Origin of the sequence: Arthrobacter sp. ok362, assembly GCF_900102785.1 — a bacterium.
Taxonomy (GTDB): Bacteria; Actinomycetota; Actinomycetes; order Actinomycetales; family Micrococcaceae; genus Arthrobacter.
This window is the reverse complement of record NZ_FNGC01000004.1, coordinates 106,208-129,628: the sequence shown is the minus strand read 5'-3', so window position 1 is coordinate 129,628 and position 23,421 is coordinate 106,208. Positions and strand designations below refer to the sequence as shown.

At 65.0% G+C, this 23,421-nt stretch carries 22 protein-coding genes; 13 read left to right on the top strand and 9 right to left on the bottom strand.

Annotated elements, in window-relative coordinates; genetic code table 11:
* Window positions 1–49 precede the first annotated feature (49 nt).
* A complete protein-coding gene (locus BLQ10_RS06895) occupies window positions 50–748 on the top strand; it encodes an SDR family oxidoreductase (protein ID WP_091559975.1) in 699 nt (232 codons plus the stop codon).
* Here BLQ10_RS06895 and BLQ10_RS06890 read toward each other — a convergent pair.
* A complete protein-coding gene (locus BLQ10_RS06890) occupies window positions 714–1,859 on the bottom strand; it encodes a glycosyltransferase family 9 protein (RefSeq protein WP_091559973.1) in 1,146 nt (381 codons plus the stop codon). The two genes, BLQ10_RS06895 and BLQ10_RS06890, sit on opposite strands and share 35 nt — an antisense overlap.
* A 431-nt stretch (window positions 1,860–2,290) precedes the next feature.
* Here BLQ10_RS06890 and rfaE2 point away from each other — a divergent pair, with 431 nt between their 5' ends.
* Window positions 2,291–3,838: a D-glycero-beta-D-manno-heptose 1-phosphate adenylyltransferase gene (rfaE2, locus tag BLQ10_RS06885; RefSeq protein ID WP_254785439.1), complete on the top strand. Its 1,548-nt coding sequence runs from the start codon at window positions 2,291–2,293 to the stop codon at window positions 3,836–3,838.
* 115 nt (window positions 3,839–3,953) lie between these two features.
* On the opposite strand, the gene BLQ10_RS06880 is transcribed toward rfaE2, so the two are convergent.
* Window positions 3,954–4,265, bottom strand: a complete 312-nt coding sequence (locus BLQ10_RS06880) for a hypothetical protein (RefSeq protein WP_175558509.1) — start codon at window positions 4,263–4,265, stop codon at window positions 3,954–3,956.
* 278 nt (window positions 4,266–4,543) lie between these two features.
* Between BLQ10_RS06880 and BLQ10_RS06875 the strand changes: the two genes are divergently transcribed.
* Window positions 4,544–5,071 (top strand): hypothetical protein, encoded by a 528-nt coding sequence (locus BLQ10_RS06875; protein WP_091559967.1) that lies wholly within the window; start codon window positions 4,544–4,546, stop codon window positions 5,069–5,071.
* Window positions 5,072–5,206: 135 nt separating this feature from the next.
* Here the strand turns inward: BLQ10_RS06875 and BLQ10_RS06870 are convergent, their stop codons facing one another.
* Complete coding sequence (locus tag BLQ10_RS06870; RefSeq protein ID WP_091559965.1) at window positions 5,207–5,668, bottom strand: hypothetical protein; 462 nt, start codon at window positions 5,666–5,668, stop codon at window positions 5,207–5,209.
* Window positions 5,665–8,169, bottom strand: a complete 2,505-nt coding sequence (locus BLQ10_RS06865; protein WP_091559962.1) for a molybdopterin oxidoreductase family protein — start codon at window positions 8,167–8,169, stop codon at window positions 5,665–5,667. The genes BLQ10_RS06870 and BLQ10_RS06865 overlap by 4 nt, the downstream gene beginning before the upstream one ends.
* 274 nt (window positions 8,170–8,443) lie before the next feature.
* Here BLQ10_RS06865 and BLQ10_RS06860 point away from each other — a divergent pair, with 274 nt between their 5' ends.
* Window positions 8,444–8,695 carry a DUF6480 family protein gene (locus BLQ10_RS06860; RefSeq protein WP_091559959.1) on the top strand — a complete coding sequence of 84 codons (252 nt, stop codon included), beginning with the start codon at window positions 8,444–8,446 and terminating at the stop codon, window positions 8,693–8,695.
* A gap of 45 nt (window positions 8,696–8,740) precedes the next feature.
* On the opposite strand, the gene BLQ10_RS06855 is transcribed toward BLQ10_RS06860, so the two are convergent.
* The gene (locus BLQ10_RS06855; RefSeq protein WP_091559958.1) at window positions 8,741–9,640 is read right to left on the bottom strand and encodes a C2 family cysteine protease; all 900 of its coding nucleotides are present in this window, start codon (window positions 9,638–9,640) and stop codon (window positions 8,741–8,743) included.
* Between the two features lie 412 nt (window positions 9,641–10,052).
* Between BLQ10_RS06855 and BLQ10_RS06850 the strand changes: the two genes are divergently transcribed.
* The 3 genes from BLQ10_RS06850 (at window position 10,053) to BLQ10_RS06840 (ending at window position 11,188) form a co-directional block, all read left to right on the top strand.
* Complete coding sequence (locus tag BLQ10_RS06850) at window positions 10,053–10,355, top strand: DUF4193 domain-containing protein (protein WP_091560431.1); 303 nt, start codon at window positions 10,053–10,055, stop codon at window positions 10,353–10,355.
* Between the two features lie 125 nt (window positions 10,356–10,480).
* Complete coding sequence (locus tag BLQ10_RS06845; protein ID WP_091559955.1) at window positions 10,481–10,765, top strand: DUF5956 family protein; 285 nt, start codon at window positions 10,481–10,483, stop codon at window positions 10,763–10,765.
* A 165-nt stretch (window positions 10,766–10,930) separates the two neighbouring features.
* Window positions 10,931–11,188 (top strand): dihydrofolate reductase family protein, encoded by a 258-nt coding sequence (locus tag BLQ10_RS06840; RefSeq protein WP_254785438.1) that lies wholly within the window; start codon window positions 10,931–10,933, stop codon window positions 11,186–11,188.
* A 138-nt stretch (window positions 11,189–11,326) separates the two neighbouring features.
* Here the strand turns inward: BLQ10_RS06840 and BLQ10_RS06835 are convergent, their stop codons facing one another.
* Complete coding sequence (locus BLQ10_RS06835) at window positions 11,327–11,704, bottom strand: VOC family protein (protein WP_091559952.1); 378 nt, start codon at window positions 11,702–11,704, stop codon at window positions 11,327–11,329.
* 186 nt (window positions 11,705–11,890) lie between these two features.
* On the opposite strand from BLQ10_RS06835, the gene BLQ10_RS06830 reads away from it, so the two are divergent.
* From BLQ10_RS06830 to BLQ10_RS06810, 5 genes are all read left to right on the top strand, one after another.
* Entirely contained in the window at window positions 11,891–12,997 is a 1,107-nt protein-coding gene (locus BLQ10_RS06830) for an FAD-dependent monooxygenase (RefSeq protein ID WP_091559949.1), read from the top strand.
* Window positions 12,998–13,205: 208 nt separating this feature from the next.
* A complete protein-coding gene (locus tag BLQ10_RS06825; RefSeq protein ID WP_091559946.1) occupies window positions 13,206–15,368 on the top strand; it encodes an acyltransferase family protein in 2,163 nt (720 codons plus the stop codon).
* Between the two features lie 316 nt (window positions 15,369–15,684).
* Window positions 15,685–16,854: an NAD(P)/FAD-dependent oxidoreductase gene (locus BLQ10_RS06820; RefSeq protein ID WP_254785437.1), complete on the top strand. Its 1,170-nt coding sequence runs from the start codon at window positions 15,685–15,687 to the stop codon at window positions 16,852–16,854.
* Between the two features lie 4 nt (window positions 16,855–16,858).
* Complete coding sequence (locus BLQ10_RS06815) at window positions 16,859–17,734, top strand: RNA polymerase sigma-70 factor (RefSeq protein WP_091559944.1); 876 nt, start codon at window positions 16,859–16,861, stop codon at window positions 17,732–17,734.
* 93 nt (window positions 17,735–17,827) lie between these two features.
* Window positions 17,828–18,499 carry a DNA alkylation repair protein gene (locus BLQ10_RS06810; protein WP_254785436.1) on the top strand — a complete coding sequence of 224 codons (672 nt, stop codon included), beginning with the start codon at window positions 17,828–17,830 and terminating at the stop codon, window positions 18,497–18,499.
* A 141-nt stretch (window positions 18,500–18,640) separates the two neighbouring features.
* On the opposite strand, the gene BLQ10_RS06805 is transcribed toward BLQ10_RS06810, so the two are convergent.
* The 3 genes from BLQ10_RS06805 to BLQ10_RS06795 form a co-directional block, all read right to left on the bottom strand.
* Window positions 18,641–19,009, bottom strand: coding sequence for a hypothetical protein (locus tag BLQ10_RS06805; RefSeq protein ID WP_091559941.1), 369 nt, complete (start codon window positions 19,007–19,009; stop codon window positions 18,641–18,643).
* A 213-nt stretch (window positions 19,010–19,222) separates the two neighbouring features.
* Window positions 19,223–21,229 carry a vWA domain-containing protein gene (locus BLQ10_RS06800; protein ID WP_091559940.1) on the bottom strand — a complete coding sequence of 669 codons (2,007 nt, stop codon included), beginning with the start codon at window positions 21,227–21,229 and terminating at the stop codon, window positions 19,223–19,225.
* A gap of 42 nt (window positions 21,230–21,271) precedes the next feature.
* Window positions 21,272–22,660 (bottom strand): sigma 54-interacting transcriptional regulator, encoded by a 1,389-nt coding sequence (locus BLQ10_RS06795; RefSeq protein WP_091559938.1) that lies wholly within the window; start codon window positions 22,658–22,660, stop codon window positions 21,272–21,274.
* A gap of 87 nt (window positions 22,661–22,747) precedes the next feature.
* Here BLQ10_RS06795 and BLQ10_RS06790 point away from each other — a divergent pair, with 87 nt between their 5' ends.
* A complete protein-coding gene (locus tag BLQ10_RS06790; RefSeq protein WP_091560425.1) occupies window positions 22,748–23,413 on the top strand; it encodes an MSMEG_4193 family putative phosphomutase in 666 nt (221 codons plus the stop codon).
* Window positions 23,414–23,421: the final 8 nt, after the last annotated feature.

The window sequence follows — 23,421 nt, the reverse complement described above, 5'->3', positions numbered from 1 at the left end:
CCCGACCCAGGCCGGCGCCCCCGACCGGCCGCAAAGCGAAAGGAATATCATGACCTACGAGATGCAAACCGGTAGGGTGCTGGTCACCGGAGGCGCCTCCGGACTCGGTGCCGCCGTTGTCGATGCCGTGCTGCAGGCCGGCGGGACGCCTATAGTGTTGGACCGCGACATCCGCACCGTGTCCGCGGCGAAGGCTATCGAGGTGGACGTCGCGAACCGGACGGCGGTCAGTGAGGCGGTCAACCAGGCCGCCGAAACCCTGGGTGGCCTGGACGCAGTGGTCACCGCCGCAGGCATTGATCGCTGCAGAAAACTGGCGGACGTCCCGGCCGAAGACTGGGAGCAGGTCATCTTCGTCAATCTCCTGGGCACAGTGTCCGTGGTCCGAGCGGCGCTGCCACACCTGAAAGCATCACGTGGGCGTGTGGTCACGGTAGCGTCGACCCTGGGGAAGAGGGCGCTGCCGGAGGCCTCCGCATACTGCGCTTCAAAGTTCGGCGTGGTGGGCTTCAGCCACGCCCTGGCGGCGGAAACCAGCGGGGAAATCGGTGTGACCACGCTGATTCCAGGCGGGATGAAGACCAGGTTCTTCGACGACCGGCCCGAGCAGTACAGGCCGCAGGATGATTCCAAACTCAATGATCCCGCCAATGTGGCCCAGGCTGTCCTCTTTGTGCTCTCCCAGCCTCCGGGATGCGTGGTCCGCGAGTTGCTTATCTGCCCCGAGGAAGAGGGCTCTTGGCCGTGAACATCCGCACGTCCTGATAGACGGCCCCGACGCTGATGCCGGCCACGAGCGGGCTCTCATGTGGGCAACGCGGAGCCGTCCAGCCAATCTGGGTGATGTCGGCGCCGCACTCGGGGCAATGTGTCAGCCATGACAGGTGTACCCGATGCCGGCTCCGGCCCAGCGGGCCCGCGTTGATGACGTTCCCGGCCCAGTACAGGCCCACTGTCGGGGTGCCCAGCGCTTGTGCCAGGTGTCGCGGACCGCTGTCGTTGCCGACCAGGACCGACGCCGCGGCCAGTAACGCCGCCAGAGCGCCCAGCTCCAGCTCACCGGCCAGCGAAGTGACCCGTGCCGAGGCGGCCGTCTCCACTACAGTTGCGGCCAGGTCTTCTTCGTCCCGGGTGCCCACTACGAGCACCCGGGCACCGTCCGCCGCGCAGGCCGCCGCCACCTCGCCGAAGCTTCGCGCCGGCCAGCGTCGACGCGGGTCCGTCGCGCCCGGGTGGATAACCACGACGGCGGACTCGCCTGCCAAGAAAGGATCCAGCCCCCCGGCATAGCGGTCTAAGGGCCGCAGCCGAGCCTCCAGGCCGGCCGGGGGAGCGCCGGCAAGTCCGGCAACTTCGAGGGCTCGGAGCGGTTCGTGCTGGTAGTAGGCGTAGGGAAGGTTGCGCTCCAGCCGGGCGGCATCAGGGGTCCGGGAGCCCACAGAATGCCGGGCGCCCAAGCGCAGCAGAAACGGATTGGAGAAGCGCCCTCCGCCGTGCAGCTGGACAGCGAGGTCGAGCGTTTCCCGGTTCATCTGGGTGAAAAAGGCCTCCAGGGCAGCAGGGTCTTCCGGGCCCGGCCGGATGCCTTCCGCGAAGGGCAGGATCCGGACGTCGTAGGCCGGTCCTGCGATGCTGGCCGCCAGTTCCTGGTGGACGGGTGTTCCCAGGACAGTGACCGAGGCATCAGGGTAGGCCGCCTGGAGGGCAGCGACGGCAGGCAGTGCAAACAGGAGATCGCCCAGCCCGCCCCCGCGCAGCACTGCAATTCGCCTGACGCGTTCGAACCGCTCCAGGACCGGTCCCACGCCCCATCCGACAACGTCAGGGTTGCCTGGCTCTTCCGGTTCGAACCCCTGCATCTAGTCCTCCCGCGTCTGTACTTGGCCCGGTACTTGGCCCGGCGTCCCTACCGAGGGCCCCGTTTTGGCGGGCCCTCGGCCGACTGTGCCGCAACCCTAGTTCCCCTCGGGGCCGCTGGCTACACCGTCCGCCGTTAACCAACACTTCGGCTGCCGGCGAAGGGTGTAAACCTGCCCCCAATGGGGTAAATGATGGGTCATAGGAGGACCCACGAAAAGCCCGTGAGCACGCCGGCAGCCGCTCAGGACCTCTCCAGGAGCTAGGGAAGGATTCCCGTGTTTGTGACCGTCAACTGTGCGCGCAACAGATCCAGGGAGCGGATCTCCATCCGCGATCCGCAAACGGCGAAACCCGTTGGCAGTCTCCCGGCAGCTCCGCCGACGACGCCCGAAGTCATGGGACGCGCCGCCGTCGCCGGAAACCGGCAACCGTGACAACGCTCTCGGCCGGGGAGAACACTCCCAACGGCGAGGATCTGGCGGGGCAGCGTGGTTTGGAAGAGTGGCTTCCCAGACGGTTGGCCGCGATCGGTCCAGCGGTCACGGTCGTCGGCGACGCAATGCTGGACGGCTGGTGGAGCGGCACGATCGAAAGACTCTGCCGGGAAGCGCCGGCGCCGGTAGTCGACATCGGCCAGCGCAGTTTCGCCCCGGGCGGCGCCGCGAACACCGCCGTGAACCTGGCTGCGCTCGGGGCCAAGGTGCGCCTCGTAGGGGTCGTGGGCTGCGACCGGGCAGGTGCGGAACTGCTGCGACAGCTGGAGGAAGCCGGAGTGGACACCGCGTATGTCTGCCGGGTCCCGGACCTGACCACCACGACGAAGACGCGGATCAGCAGCGGCGGCCAGCTGCTGCTGCGCTTCGATGAGTCTGCCGGCAGGATTCCGACGGCGGCCCTCGCCGCCTCGGCCGTGTCCCTGCCGGAAGTTCTCCAGAACCAGGACGCCGTCGTCATCTGCGACTATGGTGCCGGATTCCTTAGCGGGCCGGTGAAAAGCACCCTCGTCACAGCTCTCGCGGGGCGTCCGGCGTCCCTGCTGGCGGTCGTTGACGCCCACGATCCCCGGTCCTGGGCCGCTCTCAGGCCAGACCTGGCCACGCCGAATGCAAAGGAGGCAGCCGAATTGCTCGGGCTCAAATTGTCGGCGAGCGCCGGGCGTCCCGCCGTCGTCGTCGAGCACCGCCAGGAGCTGCTGCGCGCAACCGGGGCAGCTGCCGTGGTGGTGACACTGGACCGTGAAGGTGCGATCCTGTTACCCGCGTCCGGCGATGTCCACCGAACATGGGCCAAGCCCGTCGCGGAGAAACAGGCTTCCGGGGCCGGGGATACCTTCGTGGCTGCGCTGACCCTGGGCCGGGCCGCCTCGTTGCCGCTGACCACGAGCGTGGACCTCGCCCAGGCGGCAGCCGACATTGTGGTCCGCCGGCCGGGAACGTCGGTGTGCAGCACGGATGATCTCGGCCAGCACCTGGCCAGCTTCGCTGATACCGCCCTCGACGCCGGGGAGCTCGCCCGGCGGATTGGCCGTCACCGGGCCGCCGGGCAGAGGATTGTGCTGACCAACGGCTGCTTCGATGTCCTGCACCGGGGCCACACCCGGTATCTCAACCAAGCCAAGCAGCTGGGCGACATCCTGGTGGTGGCCTTGAACAGCGATGATTCCGTCCGGGCGCTCAAAGGGCGGGATCGGCCGATCAACACCGTCACGGACCGGGCCGCAGTGGTCGGCGCGCTAAGTTGCGTGGACTATGTCACGGTGTTCGACACACCCACCCCGGTGCCACTGATCGAGCAACTCCGGCCGGAGATCTACGCAAAGGGCGGTGACTACTCCCCGGAGATGCTTACGGAAGCCCGAGCTGTGGAACGGTACGGCGGCACGGTGGCAATTCTGGACTACGTGGCCGATGTGTCCACGACAGCCGTCGTGAAGCGCATCCGCCACGGCGGGGGCGCCGTTCCGGTCGAATCAACGTGAGCATCGGATACTCGGAAACCACCGTCCCCGGATGAATCGAGGGGCCCGGGCTCTGGGCAGCCGGGGCCGGCACGGGGCCGTCTCCTTCCGCCGGTTCCCGGCCGATCGGGGCGGTTCAGTCGTCGCCGGCAACATTCTTTTGGATCTCTTGGGGGAGCGGCGCGAGGGGGAGCTCCCGGTGGACGATGTAGTCGCAGGCAGCGGGGCCCGTCATCGCCAGCCCTGTGCATCGGCCACCACGGTGTTCGGGCTGGATGTTCGCCGCGCGCAGCCCTGCTCTGAAAGTTCTGGCTGGGGCGGGCATGGATCCCCGGAGGGAGCACCAACTGACGTACAGACCGTACAACTCTTCCTGGGTGAGCCCGTCAGCGTCCTGATTCCGGGCGATGCAGTCATTGACGAACTCGTGTAGCGGTGACTTCAACATCATAGCCTCCTGCGTCCGGCGGCGTAGCCGCTCAACTGGCACAGCTATCAAGGGGTGAAGCGAGACCGTCCCGGGCTTCGCCGGGCACATAAAAAATTTAAAATGTCGGGCTGCACCTGTCAACCGGGACACGCCTTGATTCACTGCCCACCATGGACCAGCCCCGGGCCCTTACGCTCACGGCACTCAATTGTTAGCGTGAGGGGGAAGTTGTCCGCCGAAGGAGCTGGAGAACCGTCTGGCCCCGCGCAAGGGGACAGCACAGCTAGGAAAGGTGCATGAGCATGAACGCCGGACAGCACGGCAAGGACACGACCGGGGAGAGCTCCTTGGCCGCGTACCTGCACAGTCACCTGATAGCCGCGGCGGCGGGCGAGCGTCTCTTTGGGCAGGCGGCCAAGACGTGGAAGGACTCGCCACGCGGCGAAACGATCGGACGGCTCGCGATGGAAGTCAGTGCCGACAAGGCAGCCCTTGAGGGCATCACCGAGGGGATCGACCTGGGTATGCCGGCCTACAAAAAGCCCTTTGCCTGGATCGGGGCGCACCTGGCGTCCCTTGGCCCGCTCAATCCGCTGCACTCCAGGACTGGCGCCGCCGAACAGTTGGAAATCGAAGCCCTGATCAGTGCCGTCACGGGCAAGTCGCTGCTCTGGAAGACGCTGAATGTCCTGTCCCGCACCGACCCGCGCATCGGGCAGGAGCGGGTGGCGAATCTGCTGGACAGGGCCACGGCACAGCTCCGCGAACTCGAGGGTCTCCTCCTGGAAACCGCGGCGGAACGGTTCACCGCCACCGGTCAGTGAGGTTCCGCGCTTCGCCGACGGATCCTTCGAACGCAGGACCAGGGTGCTGCGAGGTCATCCGTGTGCCTGCCCGCGGGGTGTGAGCCTGTTCAGGACACGTTGCCGGGCGCTGCTGTGTGATCTCTTTCGAGGGTCTCAGCGTGCCGCGACGAGGGCCTGGGGTGCGGCCTGTTTCATCCGGGTTTGCAGCCAGCGCAGCTGGGTGGCCGTTTCCGCGTCGCATTGATCAACGACGGCGAGCAGGTCCTTATCGCGCAGCGCGGACCCGGCCTGTTTGACCATCGTCCAGGTGACGTCGACGAGGCTGGCGAGCAGGTAAAGGTCCTGCAGGTCGCGCAGGAGACCGACGGGACCGTTCCGGGTCGTGGCCAGGCCCTGGGCGTGAAGCCGTTCGGGCTCGTTGTCGGAGCTGTTGTCGCCGTAGCGCTGCACGACGGGGTGGAGGAGTTCCCCGTGCCGGTCACACTGGGCTGCAAGGGTGCGGCAGAGGAAGTGGACGTCCGGCTCGGCCCCGTGGCCCTCCGCCACTTGGCGGAAGGATTCGGCGAGAGTGTTTTCGGCCTGGCGGAGCATGCCCAGATAGATGTTCAGGTTCATGGCCGGCCACCGTCCAGGGCGTTTTTGCTCGCGTCGGGGAACCGGGGTGCAGGTTCGGTGTCCGTTGTTTCCGTGGCCTGGGCCCCGTCGCCGCCGGCCGTGGCCGGGACCGGCGTGGTGCCAGGGGCCGCCGTGGGCCGGGACGCTGTCGTGGTCGGCGCCGGCGCCGGTCCGGTGGCATCGCCGATCTTCTCCACGGTCACCGCCGCGTTCTTGAACAGCGGCTGTTTGGATACTGGGTCCCATTCGGTCAGGGTCAGTTCATTCGCGGCCGTCGGGTGGACCCCCGGGCGGCCGCCTGTGTCCCAGTAGCCGTAGTGGAACGGAGCGAACACCGTGCCGGGCGCGATGCCGCTGACCCGTGCGGGGACCTCTATCCGGCCCCGGCGGGAGGTGACCCGGACCAGATCGCCTTCGGAAATGCCCAGCCGGTCCGCGTCCTCCCTGGCCACTTCCACCCAGGCCCGCGGTGCCGCGTCAGTCAGGGGCCGGGAGCGGCCCGTTTTGGTGCGGGTGTGGAAGTGGTACGCCGTGCGCCCGGTCGTATACCGGAGCGGGTAGTCCTCGTCGGGTTCCTCGTGCGGCGGGTGGAACGGGGCGGTCTTGAACAGTGCCCGCCCGCCCGCGTCCTGGGCGCGGAAGGCCTGGGCTCCCACCGTTGCGCCGGTGAGCAGGTCATGGCCGTAACTCTCGCAGTAATCCGGGTCGGTGGGGAAAACGCCGTCCCCGTACAGGCGGTCCGTTCCGTTCGGGTTGTCCTCGTTGCACGGCCAGGGGATGCCGCTGCCGCCGCGCAGCCTGTCGTAGGTAATTCCGGTGTAGTCGCACGGGCGTCCGCGGGAGCAGCTTTTCCAGGCCTCGAACGCGTCCTCGGGTCCGGTCCAGTCCAGCAGCGGCCCGCCATTGAGCGTCGTGAATTCCATTCTGCGCGCGTAGTCGAGGAAAATGTCCAGGTCGCTGCGGGCCTCACCTGGAGGGTCAACCGCTTTGTCGGAGAGGTGCACGATGCGGTTGACGTTGGTGAACGTTCCGGTCTTTTCGCCCCATCCGGCTGCCGGAAGCACCACGTCCGCGTACTGTGCTGTTTCTGTGAGGTAGAGGTCCTGGACGACAAGGAAGAGATCGGGTTTGGCGAGGATGTCCCGGATCCGGGGAAGTTCGGGCATGGACACCGCCGGGTTCGTCGCCGAGATCCACAGAAAGTCGATCGAGCCCTGTTCGGCGTAACGGAAGATCTGCATGGCATGGGTCGGCGGTGCCCAGTGCGGGATGGTCATCGGATCCACGTTCCAGAGCCCGGCCAGTTCCTGGATGTGGTCCGGGTTTTCCCAGTTGCGGAATCCGGGCAGGTCCCCGTCCGCGCCGCATTCCCTGTTGTTCTGCGCCGTGGGCTGACCGTTCATTTGGAGGACACCGCGCCCTGGGGCGCCGAGCATCCCGCGCAGCAGGTGCAGGTTGTTGACCTGGCACGACGCCGCCGTCGCCTGCGAGGACTGGTAGAAACCCTGCAGCACGGTGGACACGATCCGGTCGGAGGTGCCGAAGATCCGGGCCGCGTCCCTGATGTCCGCCGCCGGGACACCGCATACGGCGGCGGCCGCCTCGGCCGTCCACGGCTCGACCGCCTTCCGGAGACCGTCCAGGCCGACGGTGTGGTCGCGGACATAGCCGGCATCTTCCCAGCCCTGGGCCAGCACCTCTCTGACCAGGGCGTGCATGAGGGCAAGGTTCGTGCCGGGCCGGATGGCCAGGTGGACGTCGGCGTGCCGTGCGACCTCCGTGTTGCGCGGATCTACGCAGACGATCCGGGGCCGGTCGGGGCCAGCGATCCGGTCCAGGACACGGGACCAGAGCACCGTTTGTGTCTCGGCCATGTTGTGGCCAAAGAGGAAGAGCGCGTCGCAGCTGTCGATGTCGGTGTAGGACCCGGGCTGGCCGTCGGCGCCGAACGATTCCTTCATGGCCGCCGCTGCCGTGGCGGTGCACAGCCGGGTGTTTCCGTCCATGTGCGGGGTGCCGATGCCGGCCTTCCCGATCACGGCCAGGGCGTAGTACTCCTCCAGGAACAGCTGCCCGCTGGTGTAGAAGCCGTGGCTGAGCGGGCCGCGTTCCGCCAGCAGGTCCCGGCTCCGGTCCACGATCCGGCGCATCGCCGTGTCCCAGTCGCATTCGACCAGTTGCCCGTTCTCGCGGACCAGCGGACTCCTCAGGCGGTCCTTGTGGGACACGCCCTGTCGGCTCGCGAAGAGCCCCTTCGGTCCCAGCCTGCCATGATTGACCAGATCCTGCGCCCGGCCGCGGATCCCGACCATCGCGCCGTCCTTGACGGCGATGTCGCAGGCACATCCGTTACTGCAGAGGACACAGGCGGACTGCACCCACCGGTCAACATCGCCCTCCGCGATGCCGTCGTCCAGGACCTGGTCCACCCGGACCGGCCACAGACCGTCCCGCGAGTACGGGGTCCGGGTTCCCCAAATGTTGGCTATCCGGTCGACCATGTCACTCCTTCTCTAAATTCAGGCCGACACTTTCAGGCCGACGCGGCCGCTTTGCTGCTTGGTGTCCGGGTGCCGGAGGCGCGAGCCGTCCTCCGTGCCCGTGGCGGGGGCGGGATGGTGACCGTTCAGCTCCGGCGGGGTTCCTCGTCGGTGTCGTCCATCGCTTTGCTCCCTCACGTCGTGTCACCGTCTCGGATTCCCGGTCTTGACGGTTACAGAATTATCAGCATGCTTACAAATAGTCCAGAGTCGCCACACGAGGGAAGGCACAACCATGAGCACCTCTCATCCCGAAAATGACCCGGCCAACCCGGATCCTCCTCAGGAGGCGGAGAGCGCGGAGAGCGTGGAGCGCCCGGTGCATCCGGACACCCGCGGTGACGGGGCCACCGACCACGCCTCCTCGGCCAACCCGGATCCGCTCAGCGGCAAGATCACAGGACTGGAGCCAGGCGGGGGAGTGCCTCCGGGAGAGACGCCTCCGGCCGAGGACCAGATGAGCGGGGACCAGGGCCACGACGAATAGCTGGCCAGCCAGCTATGGGCGCGGCAGCTGTTCAAAAGTCCGTTTCTAGGGATATGCCGGTATCGCGATGTATTGGTTAATATTCGTGGACTGGAAGGTCTCAAACGACAGCGTCTCTTGGCCGCCCTCCGGATTTCCCACCACGACGGTTTGGTCGGAAGAACTCACGCCCAGCAATGCGTAGGAATGGTCGGACACCAGCTTCCCGCGGGAGTTAGAGGTTCCAAGTGTTATCAGGCCGCTCGTGAAATCCTGCTCGAGCTGCGCAAAGCTCACCTCTGTCATGGGGCCACCGGGGTTGCGGTCGACGCCCGCCTCGCCGGTGATGGCATACAGGCCATTATGCACATCGTGGTCCTGGGCGTTACTGAGGTCGGTGCCATCGATGCCCTTATAACTGTTGCCGTTTGCCGCCGCCCAACCTTTCTCGATAATCGCCGCCCATGAAACGTTTTTGCCGTCGATAGTTTCGATGCCATTTTCGAAGGGTTTGTCGCGGCGATACGGAAGATCGCCGTTGACGGTCACCGTCACCGGATTGGGTACGCCGTCATACCTGCTGTGGAACGAAATAGTGTAGGTCCCGTTGCCGTCATCGTGAACCATGTGCAGAACGGTCTCAGGCGATCGCGCGGCCACTGTCATTAGAGCTGCCAGGAAATAGCAATCGCCCGCGTCACCTTGCTCGATATTCGTCAGGTCTCCGGAGATATTCGGGTTACCGGCGCTATCAAGTGCAAACAGGACCTGATTCGGGACTCTCTGGTAAGTAGCGCGCCCAGACACTGAAGGATTACCCCCGGCAGGCCCGGATGCTCCAATAAACGGCGCAACTGTCGACCGGGAAGTGAAAATGAACGTAATTCCAAGACTTACCACTGCGGCAATCAACGAGTAAATGACGATGGCGCGAAGTTTGGCCGGCCCGGATACTGCACGTTGCATATTGCGTGCCCTCCCGTTCTGCGGGTTCGTGCCCGGGCGGCGGCATCGCCGCGGCGGGGTCGGACAGCATCCTCGCCGTCGGTTTCCTTGTACTTGATCAATTCACCAAGTGAGCAACAGCTTGCCGAAGGCAACCATATCCGCGCAAGGACCCGCGGATGATTCACAGGCAAAACCAAGGAAGTCACAGTTTTGACGCGGTTTTCCATGGCGCTACAAGGGATGGGTGCGCCGGGACACGGCCAAGGAAGTTTCCGCTGGTCCAGCGGCCACGGCTTGGGACCAATTTCCGGCTGCTAGAAGCCGCCTGCCACTCCCTGTCGAGCGGGGAATACGGGCGCCCTGGTTTGTGTTGGACTGGAGTCAGACAAGATCGTCAGACATGATCGTCACGGAAGAGAGAAGCACCAAAGTGGCAACCGATTACGACGAAGTCCGTTCCGACGTCAAGGAATCACAGGACAGGTCTCTGGAGGCCTTGCAATCCGCGAACGCCCCGGATGCCCGCAGCGTCGTCCGCGAGCTCGACGAATCCGACGCGCTGGATGATGCCATCACCCCCGGCGGAGAGTTCGTCGCCGAGGAACTTATCGTCCAAGTGGTTCCGCAGGCCGAGGACGAGTTCACCTGCAATTCCTGCTTTCTGGTCCGGCACCGGTCCCAGCTCGCGCGCGAAAGCAATGGCCGCTCATACTGCATCGAGTGCGAAGGCTAAGGCGCTGCTCCTTCAGGGCGCCGGAACCATAAGCTTGACGTAGTCTTGGCCGGCGCTCTGCATCCAACAGGAACTCAAGCGCGAGTCTCTCCTTGCACGCGCACCAGAACCAATATGGAGCAACCATGTGGAGTGAGGTACAGGAAGCCGGGCCCTCAGCATCCTGGGTGGAGCTGCCCGAGAATGGCTGGGGTGCGCTCATTGGGTGGGCAGCCGGCCGGGAAAACCTGCGCCGCCACCCGTCCTCTGACGCGGACAGGGTGGTCACTGGCTACATCGAGCATGATGGTGTTCGGCACCACTTCGAGGGTCCATTCACCGCCGCGGACCGGCAAGGAGTCGATGACGACATCGATTCCTACCTCCGGGACGCCGACGTCCCGCCGCGGCCCGGGGGTACGTCTGGATGATCCGCGTTCCGGATGGGCATGTGTCCCCTGATGTCTTTCTGGCTGACGTTGACACAGCAATCCTTCGAGATGCAGGCTCCGTGACACGTCCAAAGCAGCTGCGGCCGATATTCGCTGCCGTTCTCCGCGACTTCTACGCCCAAGGTCGCTGAGCGACAGGGAGCCATGGCGCTTTGTCCGCCGTCCTGCAGCAGCGGCGCCCTCGTCCGATGGCTGCTCGCCAACGAGTTGGTCGACCAGCTCGACCTGCTCACTTATCCCGTCGTCGTCGGCCAAGGCACACGGCTCTTCCCCGATTCCGGTCCGGACATCGCGCTCGATCTGGTCAACTCGCGGACCACATCTCGTGGCATAACCATCCAGACTTATCGGCCTCGTGGGCGCCCGGAGTACGCAACGTCCACGGCCGACCCGAATACATGACCTAGCGGCGCCCCGACCTAAGATCTCGTCGCGCAGGACACCCAAATCCGTCCGAGCCTCTTCGCGGAGCAGCCCCCGATGCCCGTCCGTGAGAGCGATCCGGTGCGACTCGCTGGGGCCTACTGGCACATCTTCGGATCAGGGCTCCAGCCGCTTGCGCAGGAGGCAGAACTCGTTGCCCTCAGGGTCGGCCAGGACGTGCCATTGCTCGTCGCCAGTCTGCCCGACGTCGGCGGGACGGGCGCCGAGGGCGAGCAACCGTTCCAGCTCGGCGTCCTGGTCCCGGTCGACGGGGTTGACGTCGATGTGCAGGGGGAGCTTTCCGGTCCGTGGGTCGCTGGTGGGGCTCAGGATGATGGTGGGCTGCAGGCCGCCGAACCCGGCGTCGGGCGGGCCGATCTCGATCGCACCATCCTCCCGGTCGAGCTCGACGTAGCCGAGGACCTCGCTCCAGAACCGTGCGAGCCGTTCGGGGTCGGCGCAGTTGAGGACCAGTTCGCTGATACGGGATGTCATGAAACACAGTGTACGGAGACGCTCGATGCGAATGCAGTCGATATCCGGACCCGCGTGAGACGGCGCCGTGGGGAGGTAAGACGGTGGCCTTCCATTTCCAATGTATCCCCTGTGCCGGGGCTTGCGGCAAGGCCGGGGCGGCGCCGCATAATCGCGAAGGCCAAACTTGGAGAACGGAGCAGCAGAATGCGTGACCATGCGGTGGTGATCGTCGGGGGAGGGCCAGCGGGGCTGATGTTGGCGGGCGAGTTGGCGTTGGCGGGAATTGACGTCGCCATTGTCGAGCGGCGTCCCAGCCAGGACCTCCCTGGTGCGCGCGCAGGTGGATTGCACGCTCGAACCATCGAGGTCTTCGATCAGCGAGGCATTGCCGACCGGTTCATTTCGCAGGGACAAATCGCACAAGTGGCGAAGTTCGGCTCCACCGGCCTGGACATCAGCGACTTTCCCACCCGGCACCCGTACGGGCTTGGGCTGTGGCAGAACACCATGAAACGCACACTGGCCGGCTGGGTAGCGGAGCTGGCCGTGACGATGTACCGCGGACGTGAAGTCATTGGTTTCGCACAGCACAGCGCCGGCGTCGACGTCAGGCTTTCCGGCCGCCGGAAGCTGGGTGCCGAATTTGTTGTTGGGTGCGACGGAGGCCGCAGCCTGATCCGCAAGGCAGCCGGCATCGGGTTCCCCGGGTGGGATCCGACTACCAGCAGCCTGATCGCCGAGGTGGAAATGGCCGAGGAGCCAGAGTGGGGCGTCCACCAGGACGCTTTTGGCGTTCATGCCTTCGGCCGGTTGGAGTACGAGATCGTGGACGGCGAGATTGTCTATGCGGATACGGGGCCGGTAGGGGTCATGGTGACCGAAGAGCATGTAGGGTCCGGGAGCGAACCCACCCTTCGCGAGCTCAGCGCAGCGCTCACCGCCGTGTGCGGGACCGACTTCAGGGCACACAGCCCCACGTGGATCTCCAGGTTTACAGATATGGCACGGCAAGCTTCGGCCTACCGCGCCGGGCGGGTCCTCCTTGCTGGCGACGCCGCCCACGTGCACGCCCCGGACGGCGGGCAGGGCCTCAACTTGGGGGTGCAGGATGCTGTGAATTTGGGATGGAAACTGGCACTGGTGGTCAAGGAAGCTGCCCCGGAAAGCCTCCTGGACACCTACCACGCCGAGCGCCACCCGGTGGCTGCCCGCGTGCTTCGCAACACGTGGGAGACCGACATCAGCGCGGACTCGGCCAGGCAATCACAACCTGGTTCGGGTCCTCATGATGCCGGTACATACCGAACGTAGAACGTTGACTGCGTCGGTCCATCCGAGGCGATCCGCAACGAATTCCTGGAAACGGTGCATATTCGGCGTCGAACGATTCTGACCGTTCCCGTGGCCATGGTCCACGCGAACCGTCAGATGGCCGGACGCTAACGCGCCTGGAGCGCCGTTCACCCGGAGGCTCTACCGGTCGCCGTGCCGTCGCGCCGGATGCACTATCGTTTTCCCCATGCCCAAAGCACTACTGTCCGAGCCCCCACCTGCGGATTCTCCACCAGCACTGTCCGAGTCCCCACCTGCGGATTCTCCACCAGTACGGACGGGGCGGGCAGCTTTTCGCACCGACATCCAGGCGCTCCGGGCGGTGGCCGTCAGCCTGGTGGTGCTGAACCATTTGTGGCCCGCCAGGCTGACCGGCGGTTACGTGGGCGTGGACGTGTTCTTTGTCATCTCCGGTTACCTGATCACTTCGCACCTGGACAAGGAGCTGTCGGCAACGGGCCGTCTGCGCCTCACTTCGTTCTACGCCCGGCGGGTGAGGCGCCTGCTGCCGGCCGCATCCCTGGTGCTGGCAGCAGCCAGCGCCGCGGTCATGATCTGGCTTCCGTTCTCCCGCTGGCTGACAACTGCCCAGGAAATCGTGGCCAGCGCCATCTACGGCGAAAACTGGGTACTGGCCGCCAAGTCTGTCGATTACTCGGCGTCGACGCAGTCCGCTACGGTAGCCCAGCACTACTGGTCCCTGTCAGTAGAAGAGCAGTTCTATCTGCTGTGGCCGCTGCTTCTGGTCGGACTTTTCCTGCTCGCGCGTCGGTTGAAGCGGAGCCGGGAGTTGGTGCTTGGCCTCGGTATCGGTGCGCTCTGCGTTCTAAGCCTGATCGTGTCTGTGCTGATGACTGAGTTCGCCCACAACCAGGCCTACTTTGCGACCCCTGTCCGTGCATGGGAGTTCGGTGCCGGTGCGTTGATCGCGGTCGCTGGACCCAGGCTCTCCTTCGGGCGGGCAGCGGCCAATGCGGCATCCATATCCGGGCTGGCCCTGATACTGCTCTCCGGTCTGTTCTTTACCGAGCAAACCGACTTCCCCGGCGTCGCCGCGCTCCTGCCGGTGCTGGGGACTGCACTGGTCATCGCCAGCGGGGGAGGCGGGCCCTTGGTGCATGACAAGGTGACTGCCCGAGGCCCTGTCCAGTATCTTGGCAATATTTCGTATTCGGTCTATCTGTGGCACTGGCCGCTTATTGTTGTTGCCCCGTTCGTGCTGGACAGGCAACTGAGTTCGGTCGACAAGCTGGCCATCGTACTGGTTTCGGCCGCCCTAGCCGCCGTCACCAAGGTCCTTGTCGAAGACCGCGGGCAGAAAGCCCGGATCCTGGCCCTCAGTAACCGCCGGAGCTTCCTAGCGTTGGCGGCAGGCACAGCGGTCATCGGCTGTATTGCGGCAGGCCAAACCTGGGCCTGGGGGGTCCAGAGCGCTGCCGCGGAGGAAGCTATCGCCGCAGCAGACCGTTCGCCCTGTCGTGGACCCAGGGCCATGGAACCAGGGGCAAACTGCCCTAGCCCCTTCGGGCCGGCCACCGTTCCCGTCATGACAAAGGCAAACCAGTACTGGAACTTGGCGCCGGAATGCGGGGCGCCACTCACGGCCCTGATGGCGGGCGGAACTAAGACGCACGTTTCGTGTGATTTCTCCTCCGGCAGGCCGAACCCCAAGGTTGTCTGGCTGGTGGGGGATTCCCACGCCCAGCAGTGGCAGGGTGCCATCTTTGCCCTGGCCCGGCAGCGGCATTGGCTCGTCAAGACGGCCATGCTCGGCGGCTGCCCCGTGGCTGACGTTCGTTTCATTGGTTATGAGGGCAAGACCGACCGGGCCGAAGCGAAGCGGTGCATGGACTGGTCTGCGGCCGTTGCCGATGCCGTGGCCAAGGACCGGCCGGCCGCTGTCTTTTCGTCCGCATTCGCCCGGGATGAAAAAGTCGACGACGGCTCTGGGGTCCCGGAACCGCAACAGTTTGGCGATGGGTTCCAGCGGACCTGGAAGAAGTGGACGGATGCCGGCGCCAAAGTTTACGTGCTGGCGGACCCTCCGTTGAATGCCGGGGTGAGAGCCGCGGACTGCGTGTCCTTGAAGGAGGCCGATCCGGCCCAGTGCGCTGTTCCGCTGGCAGCGGCGCAGCCGCAGGATCCGCTCACTATGGCCGCCCGGTCTGCTCGAAATCCCGACGTTTCCCTGATCGACCTGACGGACCACTTCTGCGACCGTCGAGACTGCTACGCGGTGATCGGGGGAGTGGTTGTCTACTTCGACACGAACCATCTGAATGATGAATTCAGCGAATTGCTGGGACCAATTCTCGGAAAGTCCGTGCCGTCAACAGGTTCCCTCGGATAGCAACCGTTCACCTTGTAGAGTTTGGCAGCGCCCTGACTATCTGCCAGCGTCACCGCGGGGATGGATGCAAATGGTTCCATAGCGATGGGAGAGCGCCTGGGGTCAGCGAACTTGCATCAGATGCAATGATCATTGATTTACTTTACATAATGTTGATTATCGGCGTTTGAATAATCAGTCGAGAGGGGCTGATTGGGTAACGCCGGCTCGTCGCGTCACTCGTCACAGATATGCACCGGTTCTCCTCGTCGTGTCACATTTCGGGGCTCTGCGGTGTCCTATGTTCAAGCGCACGATTCTAGCGATGGGAGTTCAAGTGTCAGCACGTAGTCGGGTGGTCATTGTCGGAGCTGGGTATGCCGGCGTCATGGCGGCGAACAGACTTGCCGGTTGTAAGCAATTTTCTGAGTCCCTGAGTGTTACCGTCATCAATCCAGTCGCTGACTTCATAGAACGAATCCGGCTCCACGAAGTTGCCGCCGGGAGCAGGACATCAGCGGCGGTGCCAATGTGGTCGGTCCTGAACCAGTGTGCGGACGTCGTTGAAGACGAGGCTTCGAGAATCGACGCTGAAAACCGCAAGGTGTACTTCGCGAGCGGCCGCGCACCGATCGACTACGACATATTGCTGTATTCCGTGGGCAGTACCCAGGCATCTGACAGGATACCGGTCGGAGCGTTTGCACTGAGGGATGCCGCGTCCGCAAGCCGAATACAAGCCAGGCTTTCACAACTGGATAAGGGCGCTGCCGTTAGCATCATTGGAGGCGGTTTGACCGGCATCGAACTTTCTGCGGAAGTCGCCGAAAGATATCCCCAGTTACAGGTCCGCCTCGTTTCCCGTGGAGTCATTGCGGACAGTCTCTCCGGTTCAGGCCGACACGCGGTGCGGAAACGGCTTTCGGCAATGGGCGTCGAAATGGTGGAGAATACCGACGTGCAACGGTGCGATATCTGGTCGGTTACAACTTCAGGTGGGGACACCCTGCCGTCTGACTGCACGATCTGGGCCGCAGGCTTCGGTACACCTGCCCTGGCGCGTGAGAGCGGGCTGCCAACCGACGCCGAGGGCAGGCTCATGGTCGACGAATCGTTGTCCTGTTCGCAGTACCCCGAAATCTTCGGGGCAGGCGATGCCGTTCGAGTGCCGGACTCGGTGGCCGGTCATCTGCGCATGAGCTGTGCTGCGGCATTGCCGCTGGGCGCACACGCAGCGGACAGCATCATCGCCCGCTTGGCGAAACAGACACCGGATGCGCTGTCGGCGGGATACGCGCTCAGATGCATCAGCCTGGGACGCAGGTCCGGGTTCATCCAGGCGGTTACTGCCGACGACCGGCCGCGACCTTTGGTCGTTCGGGGTCGCCTTGCCGGGCTGGCAAAGGAACAGATATGCCGGATGACGCTTTCCTGGCTCAAAGGCGAGCTGCGCCGAAGCGGTTCGTACAAGTGGCCCAAGGGTCCGCTGCCGACGGAAGCCAGGTAAGACGATGGGAGCCGTCAACGTCTTTGAAGAACACCGTTCGCTGCTTTTCACTATCGCCTACGAAATCACAGGAACAGTGACAGACGCCGAGGACGCTGTCCAGGACAGCTATCTGAGATGGTCCGGAGTAGACGCCGACGCCGTCGGAAATCAGCGGGCCTACTTGGCCAAAACCGTAACCCGCCAAGCACTGAATTCCCTTCGCACAATGCAACGGCGCCGAGAGGACTACATCGGCCCCTGGCTGCCGGAGCCCGTGGTGACACTCCCTGATGTTGCCGAGGACGCAGTGCTGAGCGATTCGTTGTCATTTGCCATGCTCGTGGTCCTCGAAACCCTGTCCCCTGATGAACGAGCCGTCTTCGTCCTGCGCGAGGTTTTCGATTTTCCGTATGCGGATATTGCCGAAGCGACCGGCAAGTCGCCGGCGGCCGTCCGCCAGCTAGCAAGCAGAGCCAAGGCACACGTGCGTGCGCGGCAGCCACGCTTCGAAGTGGACGCGCAACGGCAAAAGGCGGTCACCGACCGGTTTGTCTCTGCGACACTTGGGGGCGACGTACAAGCGCTCATGGACGTCCTCTCCCCCGGGGCCGTCCTCCTCTCAGACGGTGGCGGAAAAGTTACAGCAGCCCGCAAACCGGTTATCGGGGCAGAGAACATCACCCGCTTCCTCATCGGTATCTCGAAAACCCCAGTCCCCGACATGCGCGTTGAACTGACATCACTGAACGGGATGCCGGCCATCATGATTTACAGGGGTGCCGTTGTGGAACTCGCAGTCATTGTGGAATCCAACAACGAACATGTGACCGGCCTCTACCTGGTCAGAAACCCGGACAAACTCGGTACAGCCACCCGGACCCGACAAGTCAGCCGCTAACGGCCATGTTTGTGCCAGCCACCTTGCTGATCACCTGGATGAGTGCGGTTCCCCAGTAAGCTGAACCTCACAAGTGACAGACAGGAGGCTGAGGTGGCCGAGACGACTCTCGCCGAGGTGATGGCCGAGCTGGCCGCACTCGAGGACCCGAAGGCACGCGATGTAAACGAGAAACACGGTGACGATCACGGCGTGAATCTCAGCAAACTGCGCGCGCTCGCGAAGCGGCTGAAGACGCAGCAGCAACTCGCGCACCAGCTCTGGGAGACGGATAACACCGCGGCGAGACTGCTGGCGATCCTGATCTGCCGTCCGAAGGCGTTCGAGCGTGACGAGTTGGACGTCATGTTGCGCGAGGCGCGTACCCCCAAGGTGCACGGCTGGCTCGTGAACTACGTGGTGAAGAAGAACCCGCACTGCGAAGAACTGCGCCTGGCGTGGTCCGCCGATCCGGATCCAGTGGTCGCGAGTGCCGGCTGGGCGCTGACCACCGAACGCGTGGCGAAGAATCCCGAGGGCCTGGACCTCGCAGGACTGCTCGACGTCATCGAGGCGGGGATGAAGGACGCCCCGGACCGCCTGCAGTGGGCGATGAACCACTGCCTGGCGCAGATCGGGATCGAGCACGCCGAGCACCGCGCCCGTGCAATCGACGTCGGTGAGCGCCTGGAGGTGCTCAAGGACTACCCGACTCCCCCGAATTGCACGTCTCCGTTCGCGCCTACCTGGATCACCGAGATGGTTCGCCGACGGGACGATAAGTAAAAGGTTCGTGCTCGTGCCGTGCCGCTACTCCCCAGAACCTTGCATTGACACTGACCGGTTGTGCCGCTCCGCTTCGCTGGTTGGCGGCCAGCGGCGAATTCGGCGGCGGGCGGTGGTGCCGCCCTAGCCCGGTGGCCTGTTTCAGCGTTCGTCCACTCCGAGGGCCATCCGCGATTCTTTGAGCAGAGCAGCAAGCTTGCCGTCCAAAGCCTTTTCCGTGCCGAAAAACATCCGGTCGCTCATGTACCACCCAAGCCTGTCGGAAGCCCTAGCCTTCACGATTGTGCCGCCGCCGAGTTCTTCGAGCTGAACTGTTAGTTCAACCGGGAGGCTCCTGGGTGCGAGGAAGCCCAGGAGCCGGAATACGAAGTCCGATCCCGCCCTGACCTCCAGTCCATCCGGGAGGTCTTTGACGCTGAACCGCAGCGCTCTGAAGTGGTTGGCCAGGACCTTCCTGGCCCGGGCTGTGCTCAGCGGAGCCGGAAACTCATCATTCCTGCTGTACTTCACTGGTAACCTTTCCCGTCGTCTTGCTCCGTTTGAGGGCCAAAACCTCAGACGATTCCGAATGTCGAGGTGAGTGATGGCGCTCACTTTACGGCCGCCATTTGTCCTGCGACTAGGGGAAACGACGTGACAGTTTCGATGTTGGCCTATGACGGTTCAGTCACGTTTGGAGTACTCGAAGCGGGGGCGCTCGAAGGGCTTGCTGCCGCCGACCGACTATGAAACCCAGTCGGCGTCGTCGTATGGGCGGCCGCGGAAATGCGCGCGGAGGTACTCCCCCACAACCGCAGCCCCCAGATCCCCAGCCTCGGGCGCGACCACCCGGCCGTCGATTCGGCGGACCATGCGCTGGACGAACCGCTCGAGCCCCGGGTCATCGCCGAGCCGGAAGAACGTCGCTTGTGTGCCGGCACGTCCGAGGCGGTCCAACTCGGCCACCGTAACGCGGATGGTCTCCGGGTCCGGCGGCCAGGAGAACCACGACTCGCCGTCGGCCAGCAAGTGCGCGGTGGGCTCGCCGTCGGTCACCACGAGTAGGACAGGCTGCATCGACGGATGCTGGCGGAAGAAACGACCCGCGAGCAGCAGGCCGTGGTGCAGATTGGTTCCCTGTTCCCGCAGAGCCGGCAGGGCCGTGAGCTCGCCGATGTCCATGGCCTGCGCGTAGCGGCCGAACGTGATCAGCTGTAGCCGGTCCCCGCGGAACCGGGTTGAGACGAGGTGGTGCAGGGCGAGTGCGGTGCGTTTCATTGGCACCCACCGGCCCTCGGCGGCCATCGAGAACGACACATCGACGAGCAGTGCGACGGCGGCCTGGGTGCGCGCCTCCGTCTCCGTCACCTCGATGTCGCCCACGCCGAGGCGGACTCCGCCGCTCGGATCACCGCCGTCGGCCATTGTCCGGCGGATCGCGTTTGTCATCGTGCGGGTGACGTCCCACGGCTCGGCGTCGCCGAACTCCCACTGGCGGCTGGAGCCGGTCTGCTCCCCGGCCGCCCCAGCGACGTGCGTGTCGCGGCGCCCTTGCCGGCCGGACAGTTGCTTGGCGGTGTCCCGCAACAGTGACCTGCCTAGCCGTCGCATGGCCTGCGGGGACAACTTGAGCTCGTTGTCGGCACCGCGCCGCAGGTAGCCGCCGTCCTGCATGGCCCGCTCGATCTCCCCGAGGGCGCGGGCCGTCACGGCGGCACTCTGCCCGAGTTGGCGGGCGAGGGCATCCAGATCCAGGTCGTCGAGGCGTGACCCGCTATAGGACTGGGAGAGCTGTTCAGCCAGCTCGTCGAGTTCGGCCAGGTCCTGGAGCATGCCGGTGCCGTCGCCTAGCCCGAGTCCTTCCTGACCCTCGAAGCGTTCGGAGCCCGTCCAGTCCTCGCCGGGGCGCAAGGCGCGCAGGCTGGAGTCGAGCTGATCGAGCTGGGCCATGAGCTCGGGCGAACCGAACGCTTGGGCGGATAGACGGATCAGCTCATCGCGCTGCTCCGGGGACATGGATTGCAGGAGCCGCTGGGCCGCGGCCGCGCGCTGGGCGAGAGCGTCGATCAGCTCCTCGACGGATTGAGGATTCTCTGGGAAGAATTGGCCGTGCCGGGCCATGAACTCCTGGAAGTCCGCCTCGGTGTCCTCGCCGCGCCGGTGTTTGCCGAGGAGCTCGTTAAGGTCGCGCAGCATCTCGCTCACTGCCGCGCGGTCCTCCTCGGTGGCGTTCTCGAGCGCCTGCTTCATTCCGGCGAACCTCTGGTCGAGGACCTCACGGCCCAGCAGATCCTTGATCCGCTCGTACGCAACACGAGCGCTGCTTGACTGCCAGTCATAGGAGGCGAGTTCGTTGACCGCCGCAGCTGTGGACGACGGCAGGTTCTGCAGCTGCATCTCCCGGAATGCGCGGTCGGTGTTGTCCATCATGGCGTCGCGGGCGAGCTGTTTGCGCTCCTCCAGCACGGCAGTCTCGAGCAGCTTCTGGACCTCGCTGAGGGTGCCGTCCAGCCGGTGGCGGCTCAGGAGTTCATTCCGGCGCTGTTGAACGCGGCCAGCGAGGGCGTCGAGCCCTTCATGGTTGCGGCCGCCGCGCCGCAGGAACTCCTGCAGGGCGTGCCGCGGCGAGTAGCCAGCCATGACGTCCTCGGCGATCGCGTCGAGCGCCTCCGCCAGGTCTACCGGCGGGGCGAGCGGATCGGGTCCTCCCCGATACCGGCCGTACCTGGAGGAGCGGTTGTGAACGCCCATGATGCCGCCTATCCCTGTCCTATTTTCCAGCCGAGGTCATTCCTAGCCGTAGACCGTCTCCTCGTCGTCGGACTCCTTAGAGATCCGCCGGGCGAGGTAGAGACCCTCCAATGCAAGTTCGATTGCGGCGGCGCGCTGCCCGTCGTTTTTGGCGGCCAGGCGCCCGCTGATCTCGTCGTAAAGGCCGGATCCGTCAAGGGACGGGAGGTTTTCAAGGAACTCCCGCGCGGTGACGTGCTCTCCTGTGGTCACGGTCCTGTGGCCGTCGAGCGCCGCCACAAGCGGACCGAGGTCCAGACCATGGAAATGCGCCCGCACCGCTTCGGCGGTAGCCATGCGCAGGAGGTGATCGAGGACGGATTGTTCACGCCCTTCCTCACCCGATTCGAACTCAATCTTGCCCGTGAGGACTTCGACCGCAGTCTCTAGGTCAACGATGCGCGCAACTGCCTCTTCCTCCCCGCGCATGCTGGCGCGGCGCAGGGCCGAAGCTGCGACGGTTTCGGCGCCTGCGATGGCGAAACGCGCCGAAACTCCGGAGGTTTGGTTGATAGCCGGGGATTGCCGCAGCGCGCGGGCATAGCGGGCCAGGATCTCGAGGATGACGGGCGGGACGTCGGCGACCAGCCGCCCCTCCTGATGGATGACTGCGACCTCGTCATCCAGCTCTATTGGATAGTGCGTGCGGATCTCGGCGCCGAAGCGGTCCTTCAGGGGCGTGATGATCCGACCGCGGTTGGTGTAGTCCTCCGGGTTAGCGGACGCGACGACGAGCACGTCCAGCGGCAGCCGCAGCACGTAGCCGCGGATCTGGATATCGCGCTCCTCCATCACGTTAAGCATCGCGACCTGGATCCGCTCGGCGAGGTCGGGCAGTTCGTTGATGGCGATGATCCCGCGGTTTGAGCGCGGGACCAGGCCGTAGTGGATGGTTTCCGGGTCCCCGAGCCGGCGGCCCTCGGCCACGCGCATGGGGTCGACGTCGCCGATGAGGTCGGCAACGGAGGTGTCCGGCGTGGCGAGCTTTTCGACGTAACGTTCCGATCGATGGCGCCACGACACACGCAGCCGGTCACCTTCGGTGAGCACACGGGCGCGGGAGTGCTCCGTGATCGGTTCGTATGGGTGTTCGTTCAGTTCCGATCCCTCGATGACCGGCGACCACTCGTCGAGGAGTCCCGCCAGGGTACGCAGAAGCCGTGTCTTGCCCTGTCCCCGCTCGCCGAGCAGGACAACGTCGTGGCCGGCGATCAAAGCACGCTCGAGCTGGGGAAGGACGGTCCGGCCGAAACCAAACATCCCCGGCCAGGGATCGCGGCGGGCGGCGAGGGCGGCGAGCAGGTTGCCGCGTACCTCGTGGCGCAAGTCCTTGTAGACATGGCCGGCTGAACGCAGTTCGCCAACAGTGAAGATATCGGGACGATCACTCACCCCTCCACGGTAGTCCTCGAGAGTGCGGCGAATCGAGGGAAATTCTCAATATTCCTGCACATGAGCACGTGGAACGGCATACGCTGGATGCTGATGACTGCAGCAGCGCCGTCGGCACCATCGGCATCCCAAGCCACCCTCCTCCTTCTCGTGCGCCACGGGCAGACGCCCACTACGGGCACGGTGCTCCCGGGGCGGGCCCCGGGACTGCATCTTTCCGACCGAGGCCGGGTCCAGGCTAAACGGGTCGCGGAACGGCTCGCGGATCTTCCCGTCGATGTCATCTACTCCTCTCCGCTGGAGCGCACCCGCGAGACTGCAGAGTCGACGGCAGCCTGCACCGGGCTCGAGATCAACGAGAACGCCGGCCTCATCGAGTGTGACTTCGGCGAGTGGACCGGAGCCGCGCTCGCCGAACTGGCGGGCCTGCCGCAGTGGCAGACCGTACAGCACCGCCCGTCCGCCTTCCGCTTCCCGAACGGGGAGAGCTTCGCGCAGATGCAAGCCCGGATCGTCGGAACGCTCGAGGCACTGTGCGCTGCTCACGCCGGGGGCGTCGTCGTGTGCTTCTCCCACGCCGACCCGATCAAGGCCGCCGTCGCCCACGCCCTGGGCACCCATCTGGACCACTTCCAGCGGATCGTCATCAGCCCGGGCTCGGTCTCGGCCATCTCGTATGTGGAGGGTCAGGCGCCCGCCGTGCTTATGGTGAACGCGACCCTGGAACCGTTGAGTGGGCTGAGGGAGCCGTGAACGGGGAC

Excerpts from the sequence above, each read along its gene's own strand:
- BLQ10_RS06825 (WP_091559946.1), top strand. The coding sequence starts at position 13,206 with ATGCCCAAAGCACTACTGTCCGAGCCCCCACCTGCGGATTCTCCACCA.
- BLQ10_RS06880 (WP_175558509.1), bottom strand. The coding sequence starts at position 4,265 with ATGTTGAAGTCACCGCTACACGAGTTCGTCAATGACTGCATCGCCCGG.
- BLQ10_RS06870 (WP_091559965.1), bottom strand. The coding sequence starts at position 5,668 with ATGAACCTGAACATCTATCTGGGCATGCTCCGCCAGGCCGAAAACACT.
- BLQ10_RS06855 (WP_091559958.1), bottom strand. The coding sequence starts at position 9,640 with ATGCAACGTGCAGTATCCGGGCCGGCCAAACTTCGCGCCATCGTCATT.
- BLQ10_RS06835 (WP_091559952.1), bottom strand. The coding sequence starts at position 11,704 with ATGACATCCCGTATCAGCGAACTGGTCCTCAACTGCGCCGACCCCGAA.
- BLQ10_RS06865 (WP_091559962.1), bottom strand. The coding sequence starts at position 8,169 with ATGGTCGACCGGATAGCCAACATTTGGGGAACCCGGACCCCGTACTCG.
- BLQ10_RS06875 (WP_091559967.1), top strand. The coding sequence starts at position 4,544 with ATGAGCATGAACGCCGGACAGCACGGCAAGGACACGACCGGGGAGAGC.
- BLQ10_RS06790 (WP_091560425.1), top strand. The coding sequence starts at position 22,748 with ATGCTGATGACTGCAGCAGCGCCGTCGGCACCATCGGCATCCCAAGCC.
- BLQ10_RS06845 (WP_091559955.1), top strand. The coding sequence starts at position 10,481 with ATGTGGAGTGAGGTACAGGAAGCCGGGCCCTCAGCATCCTGGGTGGAG.
- BLQ10_RS06830 (WP_091559949.1), top strand. The coding sequence starts at position 11,891 with ATGCGTGACCATGCGGTGGTGATCGTCGGGGGAGGGCCAGCGGGGCTG.
- BLQ10_RS06895 (WP_091559975.1), top strand. The coding sequence starts at position 50 with ATGACCTACGAGATGCAAACCGGTAGGGTGCTGGTCACCGGAGGCGCC.
- BLQ10_RS06815 (WP_091559944.1), top strand. The coding sequence starts at position 16,859 with ATGGGAGCCGTCAACGTCTTTGAAGAACACCGTTCGCTGCTTTTCACT.
- BLQ10_RS06860 (WP_091559959.1), top strand. The coding sequence starts at position 8,444 with ATGAGCACCTCTCATCCCGAAAATGACCCGGCCAACCCGGATCCTCCT.
- BLQ10_RS06890 (WP_091559973.1), bottom strand. The coding sequence starts at position 1,859 with ATGCAGGGGTTCGAACCGGAAGAGCCAGGCAACCCTGACGTTGTCGGA.
- BLQ10_RS06840 (WP_254785438.1), top strand. The coding sequence starts at position 10,931 with ATGGCGCTTTGTCCGCCGTCCTGCAGCAGCGGCGCCCTCGTCCGATGG.
- BLQ10_RS06800 (WP_091559940.1), bottom strand. The coding sequence starts at position 21,229 with ATGGGCGTTCACAACCGCTCCTCCAGGTACGGCCGGTATCGGGGAGGA.